The 13,480-nt window shown below is 56.4% G+C and carries 10 protein-coding genes; 6 read left to right on the plus strand and 4 right to left on the minus strand.

Annotated elements, in window-relative coordinates; all coding sequences use genetic code 11:
• Positions 1-2: 2 nt before the first annotated feature.
• Positions 3-770, minus strand: a complete 768-nt coding sequence (locus FYC48_RS15705) for a metallophosphoesterase family protein (RefSeq protein WP_149497659.1) — start codon at positions 768-770, stop codon at positions 3-5.
• Positions 771-940: 170 nt separating this feature from the next.
• On the opposite strand from FYC48_RS15705, the gene tsaB reads away from it, so the two are divergent.
• Positions 941-1,723 carry a tRNA (adenosine(37)-N6)-threonylcarbamoyltransferase complex dimerization subunit type 1 TsaB gene (gene tsaB / locus FYC48_RS15710; RefSeq protein ID WP_160149557.1) on the plus strand — a complete coding sequence of 261 codons (783 nt, stop codon included), beginning with the start codon at positions 941-943 and terminating at the stop codon, positions 1,721-1,723.
• Here the strand turns inward: tsaB and FYC48_RS15715 are convergent.
• The 3 genes from FYC48_RS15715 to FYC48_RS15725 all read right to left on the minus strand — a co-directional run bounded on the left by FYC48_RS15715 (position 1,689) and on the right by FYC48_RS15725 (position 4,076).
• Positions 1,689-1,982, minus strand: coding sequence for a hypothetical protein (locus FYC48_RS15715; protein ID WP_149497661.1), 294 nt, complete (start codon positions 1,980-1,982; stop codon positions 1,689-1,691). The genes tsaB and FYC48_RS15715 overlap by 35 nt on opposite strands.
• 136 nt (positions 1,983-2,118) lie before the next feature.
• A complete protein-coding gene (locus FYC48_RS15720) occupies positions 2,119-2,796 on the minus strand; it encodes a hypothetical protein (RefSeq protein ID WP_230779677.1) in 678 nt (225 codons plus the stop codon).
• Positions 2,797-2,810: 14 nt separating this feature from the next.
• Entirely contained in the window at positions 2,811-4,076 is a 1,266-nt protein-coding gene (locus tag FYC48_RS15725) for a peptidylprolyl isomerase (RefSeq protein ID WP_235034274.1), read from the minus strand.
• A gap of 1,061 nt (positions 4,077-5,137) precedes the next feature.
• Between FYC48_RS15725 and FYC48_RS15730 the strand changes: the two genes are divergently transcribed.
• The 5 genes from FYC48_RS15730 (at position 5,138) to FYC48_RS15750 (ending at position 13,374) form a co-directional block, all read left to right on the plus strand.
• Complete coding sequence (locus FYC48_RS15730) at positions 5,138-7,393, plus strand: dockerin type I domain-containing protein (RefSeq protein ID WP_149497662.1); 2,256 nt, start codon at positions 5,138-5,140, stop codon at positions 7,391-7,393.
• 472 nt (positions 7,394-7,865) lie between these two features.
• Positions 7,866-8,429, plus strand: coding sequence for a hypothetical protein (locus tag FYC48_RS15735; protein ID WP_149497663.1), 564 nt, complete (start codon positions 7,866-7,868; stop codon positions 8,427-8,429).
• A gap of 154 nt (positions 8,430-8,583) precedes the next feature.
• Positions 8,584-9,510: an EamA family transporter gene (locus FYC48_RS15740; protein ID WP_230778177.1), complete on the plus strand. Its 927-nt coding sequence runs from the start codon at positions 8,584-8,586 to the stop codon at positions 9,508-9,510.
• Between the two features lie 227 nt (positions 9,511-9,737).
• Positions 9,738-11,348, plus strand: a complete 1,611-nt coding sequence (locus FYC48_RS15745; protein WP_149497664.1) for a hypothetical protein — start codon at positions 9,738-9,740, stop codon at positions 11,346-11,348.
• 28 nt (positions 11,349-11,376) lie between these two features.
• Complete coding sequence (locus FYC48_RS15750; RefSeq protein ID WP_160149558.1) at positions 11,377-13,374, plus strand: MutS family DNA mismatch repair protein; 1,998 nt, start codon at positions 11,377-11,379, stop codon at positions 13,372-13,374.
• The last annotated feature ends 106 nt before the right edge of the window (positions 13,375-13,480 follow it).

Consider the following 13,480-nt stretch of genomic DNA (forward strand, 5'->3'; position numbering starts at 1 on the left):
TCTTAACGGCCGTATTTGATTCGGTCACCGAGTTGGTTGGACAAGTCCGGCTCGGCATAGATCTTGTTCGCTGTGGTGTCGATGTCGTACTCGACCCGGCGGAAGGTGACCAGGGGCCCACCGGCGGCGTCCTTGTCAAGGATCACATAGCAGGCACGCGGGTCTTCGTCGCGTGGTTGGCCGACGCTACCAACGTTGATCATCGCTTTTTCACCGCCGAGCTGGTACTCATAGTCACACTCGTCGGGCTGGATGAACTCGCAGTCCGTCGTAAAGACGCCAGGCAAGTGCGTGTGCCCCATGAAGCAATACTGACCAACCTTGCCGAACAAGATTTCCATCTTCCGTTGATCGTAAATGTATTCCGGGAAGACGTATTCGTTGGTCGGATCCCGGGGCGAACCGTGGACGAACTTAAATTGATCGTCATCGTGATAACGCGGCAGTTCCCCCAGAAAGTCCCATCGACCATTGATTTGGGCGGCGGAGCCTGGGCCGTTGTCCAGTTGATCGCGGGTCCAATAAATCGCTTGCAACGCCATCGGGTTGAACCCGTCGGGATCGAACAAGGCCGCCTGGTCGTGATTACCCAAGATCGTGACGCGGGCGCGTCGCATCACCTGATCGAGGCACTCGCAAGGATTGGGGCCATAGCCGATGATGTCGCCAAGGCAAAAGATTTCGTCAACGGAATTGTTGCCAATGTCCTCAAGAACCGCGAGCAGCGCTTCAAGATTTCCGTGAATATCGCTGATCAGAGCTCGCTTCACTGTGTTTACTATCCGAACGAGGTGGAGTTACCGAACGAGAACGGGCAAATTTTCGGGGACTGTGAAAATGTATCGGGATCGAAGATTGTAAAGGTAATCAAAAATTCACGGCAATCCCACGCCGGTCGCACTTCAGCATGACGAATCCTTCAAACTTTCAGAATTCCACCGTGTCTTCGACCTGCCATCTCGCCCTCGAAACGATCGGCAAGGGCGGTTCGATCGCCGTGCTGTGCGGTGAACAGTCGCTTTGGGAACGCCCCGTCGGCGGTGATCGCCGGGCCGCGGCTGATTTGGCGGTCCAGCTCGAAGATGCGTTGAAGTTTACCCGCCAGAAGATGATTCGTCTGGAAATGATTTCGGTCGCCATCGGCCCGGGCTCTTTTACCGGATTACGGATCGCGGTGACGACCGTCAAAACGCTGGCCTATGCCCTGGACCTGCCCATCATCCCGGTCGGATCCTTATCCGCCATCGCAATCACCGGCCTGTTGAGCCAGGACGCCTCGCGTGCACTAGTCGGTTTGAATGCTTATCGCGGCCAGGTCTTCGCGGCGGAATTTGATCGCGACGAGCTCGGGTTCGCCGAACCAGCGTCTTCCCCAACGACCGTCCCGGCCCCGGAAAACGTCGGCATCGCGGCCCACGGTTCCGGCAACGTAGACTTTGACGGACAGGCTGAACTGATCGATCGAACGGATTGGTCGGCGAAGGTCAACCAGGCGGCCGATCGTGGGGCACTCGTGATCGCCGAGCCATCGATTTCCTGTGATCGCGTGAGCCTGACTCTTGACAAAAATTTTCTTGTCGCGAGGGGCGTTGGCATCGCCGCTTGGAGACGCCGCATTGCGGAAGGTCATCGCACGGACAAACCACCGTTCGTTTCCGCGTTCGAATTAACGCCGCGTTATTTGAAGCTTAGTGCTGCCGAAGAGAAGGCAGCCGAACGTTGATCGGCTCGTTGGTGTGACGAACGCCGTCGGTGCCGTAATAGATGGTGATTTTCTTTTGATGATCGTAGACGGCGGTTAATTTCACACTCCGCGGCCCATGAACACAAAAGTACATTCCGCAGGATTGACCACCGCGAGAGACGTTGCGGCGCGTCATCGGAAACTGCCCTGGCTCCAAGCCACCGATGTGACAGAGGGTCTTTTCGACGTGACAACAAAATTGGTCGAACGGAACGGCTTGTGTGGAAAACCCAATCATGCGGTTGTTGAAAAGAGGGAGCGATCCTTCGCTGCGATTCGGCCGTTGCGCGGTGCGTTGACGGCGATGCAGTTGCCTCCTGCGGGCAGCGTAGGTATCGGCGCGAGGGAGGCCGAAGATTAGTTTCCAAGAAAAGCTATAGGTGTGAACGTCGACCGTCTTTTTCCGTCACCCTTTGGAAAATATCCCTCAAAATCCTCTGTTCCAATGAAGTGTCGCGACCGAGGGAAATCCACCCGAGGGTCTGGGGGACATTGCCCGCCCCGCCAACGACTGTCTCGGGTTGTCGAACAATCGTCCCGTCGTGACGTCTTGATGCCGTAGTCTCGGTCGCAAACTGAGTCGCGTTGGTGTCCTCAAGATCCTTGAGCACAATGACTTCGACGGTGTAGCCGGCGCCGCGCGGACGTACGGTGATGGTGGCTTGGCGGCGAATCGATTGAAGCGAACTGTGCAGTGCTTCAAAGCCCGCGGTGCTGTCTTTGCGCCAAAATTCGCCCATTGAGGCCCCGACCTGGTAGGACGTTTCGACTCGTCCATCGAGTACCATCGCGGGCGAGTTCTGCACCGGTTGCTCACTCTTGATACGGAAATAGTCGTCGACCGTATCGATCACTTGCGACCAAACAAACGCGTCGCTTGCCGGCGGCAATTCCAGCGGGTTGGGAATGTACTGCGTTGGAGCTCGCCGATCCAAACGGTACGCCAACTGACCACACCCGCCGATCAATAACATGACGAACAGCGCAGCTAGACCGACAACCCAAAACGGTCGCGGGACGAAAGTGCCGGTGAGACGATTGGCGAGACGCATCGAAGCCTGCGGTGCTATCGTTGGGTCGTGGTTTGTGGGGCAGCCGAAATTCGCAGCGGTTTTGCGCCAGGAAAATCGTCGGGGTAGATCGACCAGACCGGCACACGGCTCTGCATTTGCTCGACCATCTTCTCTTGGGCGGCCATGATCTTTTCCTTCTTGATCGCCTTACGAATATCGTCTTGAACATCCGCCAGCGATGTAACGCCGGCCGGTGTGCGATCTTTCACGCGGATGATATGCAAGCCATTGGAATCTTCGATGATCTCGCTCATCTTATTGATCGGCATGCTGAAAATCTGCTGATCAAGTTCTTTCGAAGCGAGCGAACCCTGTGTGGTCCAGTCGTGCTGTCCGCCATCGGCTGAATAGGACTCCTCGCTTCCGGCGCGTGCCGTTTGCTCCCAGCTCTTGTTGAAGTTAATGCCACCGACCGCCGTCAATCGATCGGTCATCGTTTTCCGTGAAGGATCGTTTTCGGGAAGCAAATTAAGCTGCTCCCAGTAGTAAACGTCCCGCCCCATCGCGGTTAGCTTGTCGAGCGCCGCTTGGCGTGTCGGATGGTTCTTAAACAACACGGACAATTGCTCCCACTTCGCTTTCGCACCGTGCCGATAGTCGTCGATGTGTTTTTCGTAGTACCGTTTGATTTCCGCGATCGTGACATTCGGGTCTTGGTCGATGTTTTCTTTCATAAACATGTGACCGAGCATCTGGTCGGCAAATTCGCGTTGACGCGATTGCAGCGATGTCCCCGATTCGCGAAGCTTGGCGTCGATTTCGTTCAGGCTTTCGGTCGCGTACTTTTCTTTCAGTTGTTTCAGCTCGCTCTCAAAGAACAACTGCCGCGCCCGTTGCGACATCATGTTGCTCACTTCTTCACGCTTGTCGGCTGATTGCGTTCCGACTTGCTCAAGCAAGAAGCATTCGCTCATGACCTTGTTTTGAATCGCCGATCGCAAGGCCGCCCGTGAGAGCTGGGTCCTGACCATCGTCAGTTGAGCTTCGGGGATTTGCTGGCCGGCTTTCGCGATCCCCTCCTTGATCCGCGTTTCAACTTTGGGGTGAATGTCGCCCCAAAGAATCGCCGACTGACCGACCACGGCAACGACCGTCGCGGGGTCGGCCGGCAACGGCGGGGCATCATCTGGCAGTTGAGCCTTGACCGGGGCCGACAAGACGACCAGCAGGGCCATCGCGACCGGCAGGGCCATCGCGACCGGCGACGCTACCGCAAGCACGGTGAGCGGGGCGAAGTATTGAAATCGATGTCGTCGCATCTTCCGTTCTGCGAGATAAGTGGGGTGGTCGGCAATCAATAAGCGAGAACTCGGTTCGTGGCTTGTAATCCGATTCGGAAGACCAGGACAAGAGCAGTCCGACGACGAATATCGGTGATCGAGAATGGACCGGTCTCCCGAGACTGACTTCACAGCGTTTGGGGAACACCTTTCTGGGAATGCACTTGACACCCGATCCGCGTCCCAGCTATTGAAGCTCCCAAGTTCATCACGGTCGGTCCCGAGCACGCCACTTGCCGGCCTGGAACCCTCGGCTGCATCCCGCCACGTGGCCGGAGATGTCAATCCGAACCTGGACCCTCCCTGCCGATTCGAACATTAGCACAGAGGTGAATTCAGGCGTAAGCAAACGTTTTGCGGGAATCGTTTGCTGCCCGTTCGATCATTCATTTGTATCGGGCGGCCGGAGCAATACGGCATGAACGACGGTTTCTGGGTCAACCGTCTTTCAAACGCCGCTCCACGCCGAATTCGCCAGCACCGGAGTGTTGCCGATGGTAGCACTCCGGTGCACGATCCACCCTCAATTGAGATCGATCTTGATCTCGCACCGCTAGCTCCGCCTAGACGAAATGCTTGGGTCCGGCTCATCAGCCGACGCGTGTTCGCGTGGTTGTTGCACAAAATGGTGGCCAGCGACATTCGTTTGGTCGTGATTTCAAGTGTTGACGAAACACTGGTACCAGTTCGCCAGCTTTCGGGGCCGCCCACCTCATCGGCGATGTGAGCGTCATGGCCTTCGATTCTTCGCCTCGTGATCGCGGCGGGCTGGGCTGCGGGCTGGGCTGGGCCGGGCCGCCGCGGGCGCCGCGGGCGCCGCGGGCGCCGGCGCGGGAAATCGCCGCTTCGCCACAATTTTGCCAGCAACTTTTCTGGATTTTGGGCGTCAAAGGGAGACCCGGCGAGCTAACCTCGTGTCCCTCCGCGTGGTTTACCGCATCGCCCGAACCCTCGCCGTCCGACCGCGCGTTTTGTGCACACACACTTTTGCCCCAATTATGCTTTGCATCCGGAAGGGATAGCACTCCGGAACCAATATTATGAACTGGCTTCGATCCGCATTTCTGAGACGTCGAACCGATCGCCGGCCGGCGATCCGGAATCGTCGCGGGACGTCGCTAGCGGTGCAGCGACTGGAGCAACGGCGTCTGCTGGCGGCAGAAGTCGGGATTTCGATCACGGCCCCGACCGCAGTTAACGAGAACTCCGTTCAGGGACTGCTTTACACGATTACCCGTGACGAAACCGAAGAGCTCCTGGCGGTCAAGCTAGAACTTTCCGGCGATGCCCAATACGGGATCGACTATAGCGTCGACGAACTTGATCGCGACACACTGTTTTTGCCGGAGCCTGCCGATGACGCGATCGCCGGTGATCCGGTCTATGGGACTGCGACGTTTTATCCGGGAGAGTCGACGATTCGCTTGCGAGTCAAACCGATGCGTGACTCGATCCTCGAACGCGACGAGCAAGTTGTGCTCTCGGTCCTCACGGCTCCCGAGTTTGGCCCCGTGCACGGCGCAGCCGCGCGGCTTGAAGATGATGCCCCCGCGGTGACTTACCTGGTCGACGAATTCAACCGCTTGGGGATCGTCGATAACCAGACCGGGATCATCGACGTCTTGGGAACAATTGATGTCCCGCAAGTGCTCAACGACATCGCAATTCTCGAAGACGGCTCGATGTTCGCCTTGACCAACGATTATCTATACCAGATCGATCTCGACCCGGCCGCGCTGGTTGACGGCGACGTCCCTGCAACGTTCCTTGGCTATCACGGAATCACGAATGCCAACGCCATGGTCGATGCTCGTGACGAAGATTTTGATAGTTCAGAAGGCGACCTCTTCGCGGTCGGCAACACCGCACTTGATCTTCATCACATCGATTTAGAATTCGTTGATGATCAGTGGACGCTGGTGGCAACGACGACGGTGTTCGATATCGACGCGACGCTCGCTCGAAACGGACTACGAAGCGACTATATCTCCAGCGGCGACCTGGATTACACCTCACGTGGCGATCTGGTTTTATCGGTCTATGGGTCCGGCGAATCATTCGATTCGATGTTAGAGATTAAGACACCTTCGAATTACGGTGTCGTATCGAGCGAAGCCGTCCCCGCCGAAGACCCTGACGAATCGTTTGAGGACGTGTTCGGGTTCTCATTCGCCGACGGAGATCATTTTGCCTATGCCCGCTGGACACTGCTGACAGTCAATCGATTCAACCTGAATAGTTCACGTGAACTCGAAATGCTGGGCCGACCTTACACCTTAGCAACGCAGTCGCAAGCAATCGGCACAATCATCGGTGACCCGGTCACTCCGCCTCGTGTTTCGCTGAATGTTGGCTGGCAAGACCCGCCCAGCTTGCCGCATGGCTTGATGCCGACGACTTGGCAACTTCAACGGACAGATCTTCGAACGATCCAAATCAAGCTAGGGGCACCTGTCGAACAAGTGGCCCCGGGGGACATCAGTTTATCCACGCTTGGGATATCCGGATCCGAATCACCGACCGCCATCGCTTTGGCATCCGATCAGATCGAACTTGCCCCATCGGGTGATCTGGTCCTGATTCACCTTGATCACGATCAGATGCCCGACGGACGTTACCAGATCGTTTTGTCAGACCAATTGACGACAGGGCCTGAATTCAGATTGGTCGGTGATCGCATCAACCGCTTCTTTAGCATCGACGGAGATTTTGACGGCAATCGCGTGGTCGATATACGCGACTTCGCCACACTCGCCTACTGGTATGGAAACCCAACGTCGGTCGCCCCAGAGTATGTTGACTTGGACGGATCAGGCTTCATCGACCAAAACGATTTTCCGCTCTTCGCGGTCAACTTTGGTAGCTACGTTCAGTTACCCAATACCGTTAGCCCGCTGGATCCAATCTACGTCAATCAGACCGAACTAACGATCGCCCAGAATGCGGCAGCCAACCCACTGGATACCAACGGCAACGGACTCGTTTCACCGTTAGACGCACTCAAAGTGATCAATCGCATCGCATCCGGCTCCGCAGACAACATCGACTGGCGACACGATGTCAATCGCGATGGAACGATCTCACCACGTGACGCGTTATCTATTCTCAATCGGCTCGCGGCCCAAGCCAGCTCCGCCACTTCGACCAGCTCCGGCGAAGCAGAAGGGGAAGCGATTCTGTCTGCTTTGCTTTGCTTGCAAACACTAAATGACCAGACGACGGATTGGGACGAAGATTGGCTGGAACTCAGTCAAGACCAAACGTTGGGGTCCGGCACATCAGTGGCCATGAGATAGCTCTGGTTATTTCATAGAAACCGGAGCTAACGCGATTCGGCTCATCCTGGTTCTTGATATTGATGCAACCCTAAGGCGACCGGGGCGGCTTCGAATGATCAACATTCCTTATGAGGTCCGAGCAAATTGAGCTTGCTCAAAACGCGGGCGGCGATCCTGACGAAGAACCGTTCGTCGGATCGTCTTGCGTGCGACACTGAAGGGCAATTCGCTTGCTCTGCTTCATTTTCGTGTGAAGATTTCTGTGGCGAGAATCGATTCGCGGCGGAAATCCCGGTTTCATTCGGGAATAAGAAATCTATGCCGCCGCAAAAGATTCAGCGTGCGGGGTTTCCCGGGGCTTTGCCGGCAGTGATAATGTGCGCGTCGGTGGCGGGTGTGGGCCTCCGACGAACATTTCGCTCGAAGTCGATTCAATCCAATCGATCGACGTTTTCAAACTGTCCTCCCACCTTTGATGGAGACTCCACGCATGTCCCGTATTCTTGCTTCCGTTTGTGCTCTCGCACTCTTTGCCGTTTCGTCGGTTCACGCCGAAGAAGGAGAAGCTTGCCTGCAGTCGGGTGACGGCATCGGCGCGTTCTATGTCGTCAAGGTTGCCGGCGCCGAAGGTGATGGTGTCGAGCAAGGCCAGAAGTTGTGCTATCGCTGCCGTTATGGTCAGCGTCCGATGGTGATGGTGTTCGCCCGTGACACCGAAGGCAAGGTTGGCAATTTGGTCAAGGAAATCGATTCTGCCGTCGCTGCCAACGAAGATGCCAAGTTGAAGGGATTGGTCACGATGCTTGGAAAGGACGAGTCGAAATTGAAGGAGTCGGCGAGCAAGTTCGCTTCGAAGACGAACGCAAAGAACATTCCTTTTGTTGTGGCGACCGACCACGAGACCGGACCTAGTTCGTACAAAATCAACGAAGATGCTGCCGTCACCGTCGTTGTCGCATCGAATAGCAAAGTCGTCGCATCGCACTCGTTCAAGTCGGCCGATGAAGTCGACGTCGCTGCTGTAATGGGTGAAGTCAAAAAGGCTTTGAACTAGGCATCGCCTTCCGGGCTACCCCCGGGACTTGCGATCACTTCCCCCCGATTGCACTGAATTATCCGCCGGCCGCCGCGTGAACCAATGACGTTTGCGCGGCGGCTGTTTTTGTTTTTATGCTGTCCTCTTTCGTTTTTATGCTGTCGATACGATCATGTTGACTTGGATGTTTCTAAGCGTGATCTCGGCGCTGCTATTAGGATTTTACGATAGCGCCAAGAAGATGGCGGTCAATAAAAACGCGGTGCCGATCGTACTGCTCTGCAGCGTCTCGATTGGCGCTGTGTTGTACCTACCGCTGATGACAGTGTCGGTGATCACGCCGGACTTGATTCAAGCCGATTGGTTGCGAATCAAATCCTTATCGTGGTCGCAGCACGGTTTGGTCTTGGCCAAAAGCCTGCTTGTCGGGGCATCGTGGACGCTGGCATTCACGGCATTGAAACACTTGCCGTTGTCGATTGGTGCTCCGATACGGGCAACCAGTCCGTTCTGGACGATTTTGATTGCGGTTTCGCTTCTCGGTGAACGTCCTCGACCGATCCAGTGGGCGGGGATGCTGATCGTCTTGTTTGGATTTTGGTGCTTCACCTTGGTCGGTCGCCGCGAGGGGGTTCGTTTTTTTCGCGACCGCTCGGTGCTTTTGATGGTCATCGCGACCTTACTCGGTTCCTGCAGCAGCATCTACGACAAGTGGCTGTTGCAACGTCTCGAACCGATCACGTTGCAGGCATGGTTCACCGTTTACTTGGTGCCGGTGATGGTCCCGTTGGCGCTCTGGTGGCATCGGGCCAGTCGACGCGGTGAAATCCGATCGCCGGATGGTACGCCAGCCGTATTTCATTGGCGTCGCAGCATTGCGCTCGTCAGCCCCCTATTGATTGCGGCTGATGCCTTTTATTTCATCGCCTTATCAGATCCCGACGCGATGGTTTCCGTTGTCAGTGTGGTGCGTCGTTGCAGCGTGGTTGTCGCGTTGGCGTTTGGGGCGTCGGCGCTCAGTGAAGCAAATTTTCGAGCCAAGTCACTCTGCGTAGGTGTGATCTTGCTTGGCGTGGTGATCTTAACGTGGAAACCCTGAGCCCGCTGAACTACTGATCCGGCGTTTTGTTTGATCTGGCGTTTTGTTGAGCGGCGAATTCACGGTGACTCCGATCGATGAAGATCTGGCAAGTTTTCAACTTTGATCATGGTTTTCACGTTCGGTCGTGGCACGTATGCTAGGGCGTTCTCGCCCGGGTGATTTTCTTGCGATTCTTCTATCTGGTTTGACCGAGGCGGGCGGTAGGACACCGCCAGTGGCGTTACATGAGCGAGTTTCTGCTTTTTTACGAACGGCCAAACCCCACGACATGGGTCTACTTGTCGTCATTTCTGACGATCGGTTTGTACTTTGTCTTTCATCGGTTTTGGAGCGTCCGCAACCTGGACATTGTCCTGCTGTTGATGTTGGCGCCTGGACTATTGATGGTTCAGGAAGGTCGCCGACGGCACCTTCGTGAAATGGAATCGGGTGAAATCGCGATTCAGGACCACTACGACACGCGTTCGAGCGCGTTTGAGAGTGCCTCCACGTTGGTGTCGACGACCCTGACGCCACGAGCGGCGGATGCTTCCCCCGATGCTCAAGCGAATGATTCGGGGGCACGGACAAATTCCGATGCAGCCACACCTCCGGTCGTAGCCCCACCGCCGCGGATTCAAGAAGAAACGAAGCTTCCTCTGCGAACCGAACCGGAAGCGCTTGACGAGCGTCTGGAGTCGACGACCTTGCATCCCGAGCAGATCGAAACCGACGCCGAACAGGCCGCCAAACGCCTGCAGCGTGCCGGCTTCATCTGGCTATTTCTGGTCGAGCTACTGATCTTGGTTCGGCTAATGGTGGATCCGGTGATGAACCGCCGCCCGATGCTCGATCCGAACCTGACTGTCGGCGGATCGTATTTCATCAGCATTTCGATGTTTATTTTCATGATGGTTAACGTTGCCACCAGTACCCCGCGAGTGCGTGTGTGGCAGGGCCCCGAGCTTGGGCCCGGCTATGTGTTGATGCATCAATTACCCACGATCACGACGCGTCCTGTCAGTTCGGCGCTCGGCGGCGAACGGGCTCCGACGGCGGACGAACTCAGCCTTAGCAAACGCTCGTCGACTATCCTCACGAAAGTCTTGGCGATCACCGCCCACCTGGCCATCGTCGTGGGCTTGATCTTGATTGGCAATCGGCACTTCGGAAACCTCCGCAGCGGTGTCGGTTGCGCGCTGCTGTATCTGATCGTGCCGTACACGGCGCAGTACACCGGACGGGTCGATCATGCGCTACCGGCCGCGTTGCTGTTATGGGCGATCCTTTCGTATCGTCGCCCGATGGTCAGCGGGATGTTTCTGGGCCTCGCCGCGGGCCTGGTGTATTACCCGCTGTTCCTTCTGCCCCTCTGGTACAGTTTTTACTGGCGAAAGGGAGTGCGTCCATTCTCCGTCGGTGTGATCGCCACACTTGCAATCCTGATCGCGATTCTTAGCTTCAGCGGAACCGATTCGCTAATCGATCATTTGCGACGGATGTTCGGCCTGTTTGCGCCGACGAAAGAGCCGCGCGGAATTTGGGGGCTTGGCTGGGACGCGCGATGGCGATTACCGGTGATCGTCGCGTTTGGAATCCTCAGTTCGTTATTTGCCGCCTGGCCTTCGTCCAAGAACCTCGGCACCTTGATCGGATGCTCTGCCGCCGTGATGGTCGCCGTTCAGTTTTGGCATGGTTATGGCGGTGGTCTATTCATCGCGTGGTTCTTGCCGCTGCTGTTGCTGACGATCTTCCGGCCAAACTTAGAAGATCGCGTCGCGGTCAAGGTCGTCAGAGGACGCGCATGGGACCAATCAGCCTCAACGCGCAGTTCCGGGCGATTGGAAGTGAATTGACCGGTCGCCGTCCAACACAAACATGACTATGGAATCGAAGCAAACGACCGTCGCCGATGCGGTCGCCCCACAATCGGCCGACAGTCTTCCGGCATTGACTTTTTATGAGCGACGTCTCGAAGCGGCGACACTACGACTGGACACGTTACGGCGAAAGGACACGCAGTTTTCCAGAGCCAGGCTGATCTTGTTTACGATCGCCGCCGCCTTGATCTTACTGGGGTACTTCGGCGACGTCGGCTGGGGTGTGCTGTATGTCGGGTGGGGATTGATCGGCTGCTTTTTTGTCGTGGCGGTATTGAACGAACCGGTCAACGATGCGATGGCGGTGGAGGAACAGAACTGCGAGGTGATCCGCCGTTTAATCGCTCGATGTAAACGGCGCTGGGACGAACTTGACTGGAAAACGGCGCGAAAGCGATTGCAGACCGTTGAGCTTGAAGAGCATCAAAAAGACGTCGCCGATGACCTGGACCTACTTGGCAAAACGTCGCTTTTTCAGTTCGTGTCGATGGCGGGCACGACGGTTGGCGTACGCACGCTTGCCGGTTGGTTGACCAGCCCGGCAAAAGCCGATGTCGCCCGGTTACGCAGTGACGCGGTGCGGCGTTTGGCCGGCAAACGTGAACAGCGGATGCGATTTTATTCCCTGGCCAGCGATGTCGGCCGCGGGACGGGCGATCCGGACGAGTTCATCCGTTGGTCGCAGAGCGATCCGTGGTTGGACAAACAACGGTGGATGATTCCGTGGGCGAAGGTTTCTGCCTTTTTGTCGATCATTCTGATCGCCGCTTTGGTCGCCTTCCGACTCGAATTGATCGATGCTGGGAACGCCAAGATTGCCCTCGCCTCGCTCGTTCTAATCATCGTGGTCAACATGCTAATTACGACCGTGATGCTAGGCCCCGTTCATCAGATTTTTTCAATCGCGATGTCGAGTCGCCAAAGCGTGGACGAGTATCGAGAACTGTTTTCGGCGGCAAATTGGTTGGTCGAAGACGACCGCAAAGGTGACGATGACCGACGGCTCGAGCATCTACACCAAGTATTGCTCGACGCACCCGAACAGTCCGCACGCCAAGGCATGAAGGATCTGGGACGAGTCGCCTGGTTGGGTTCGCTTCGAACCTCGGCATCAACGTTCTTACTGTATCTGCCACTCCAGGCGTTTGCACTCTGGGACGTACGCGTCTTTGCGAAACTGGAAGCTTGGCAAGAGAAGTATCGTGACAGTGTGCCGAGTTGGTTTGATGCGTTTGGTGAAGTCGAGGCACTGATGTCATTGGCCGCCGTTTGCGACGAAAACCCGAGCTGGGTTTTCCCAAACTGGGTCGAATCTGCCAAAAGAGACAACGCAGCGCTGAGCTTTCGATCGGTCGGGCTGGGGCATCCGCTGCTTCCCGATGACGCCCGGGTTTGCAACGACGTCACGATCGGCCCACCGGGGAAGGTATTGCTGGTGACGGGAAGCAATATGTCAGGCAAAAGCACGATGCTGCGAAGCGCCGGACTGAACATCGCACTCGCCGGTGCCGGCTGCCCCGTCTGCGCGAGGGAATTGACGATGCCATCAATCGAGTTGTCCACTAGCATCCGTGTCCGTGACAACTTGGCCGAGGGTGTTTCCTTCTACATGGCCGAACTGAAGCGTTTGAAGGGCGTCGTCGACCGGGCCCGCCTGCTGGCAGATCAAAACGGCGTCACGTCGATGTTCTTGCTCGATGAGATCCTACAAGGGACGAACTCGCGCGAACGACAAATCGCCGTTACACAAGTCCTGCGTCACCTACTCCAGTGCGGTGCGATCGGTGCGATCAGCACTCACGATTTAGAACTTGCCGACGAGCCGGAGTTACAAGCGGTTTCCGAAATCGTCCACTTTCGCGAAACAATCACGCCGGATGCCGAGGGCAACGAGCAGATGACGTTTGATTATCAAATGCGATCCGGAGTCAGCCCGACGACGAACGCGCTGCGGTTGTTGGAGATCGTCGGGCTGGGATCGGCCGAAACCGAATCGAAATGACGAATCACATCAGTCGCACGCGCCAGCGTCGGGCACCAATCGTCAAGCCAACCAACGACCAAGTCCACGGCTAAAGTTTCGTCAACATCTGAAATCTGGATTAGCC

The organism is Roseiconus lacunae, from assembly GCF_008312935.1.
In the GTDB taxonomy this organism is placed as follows: domain Bacteria; phylum Planctomycetota; class Planctomycetia; order Pirellulales; family Pirellulaceae; genus Stieleria; species Stieleria lacunae.

Coding starts and splice junctions, on each gene's coding strand:
- FYC48_RS15715 (WP_149497661.1), bottom strand. CDS start 1,982: ATGATTGGGTTTTCCACACAAGCCGTTCCGTTCGACCAATTTTGTTGT.
- FYC48_RS15720 (WP_230779677.1), bottom strand. CDS start 2,796: ATGCGTCTCGCCAATCGTCTCACCGGCACTTTCGTCCCGCGACCGTTT.
- FYC48_RS15725 (WP_235034274.1), bottom strand. CDS start 4,076: ATGCGACGACATCGATTTCAATACTTCGCCCCGCTCACCGTGCTTGCG.
- FYC48_RS15730 (WP_149497662.1), top strand. CDS start 5,138: ATGAACTGGCTTCGATCCGCATTTCTGAGACGTCGAACCGATCGCCGG.
- FYC48_RS15735 (WP_149497663.1), top strand. CDS start 7,866: ATGTCCCGTATTCTTGCTTCCGTTTGTGCTCTCGCACTCTTTGCCGTT.
- FYC48_RS15740 (WP_230778177.1), top strand. CDS start 8,584: ATGTTGACTTGGATGTTTCTAAGCGTGATCTCGGCGCTGCTATTAGGA.
- FYC48_RS15745 (WP_149497664.1), top strand. CDS start 9,738: ATGAGCGAGTTTCTGCTTTTTTACGAACGGCCAAACCCCACGACATGG.
- FYC48_RS15750 (WP_160149558.1), top strand. CDS start 11,377: ATGGAATCGAAGCAAACGACCGTCGCCGATGCGGTCGCCCCACAATCG.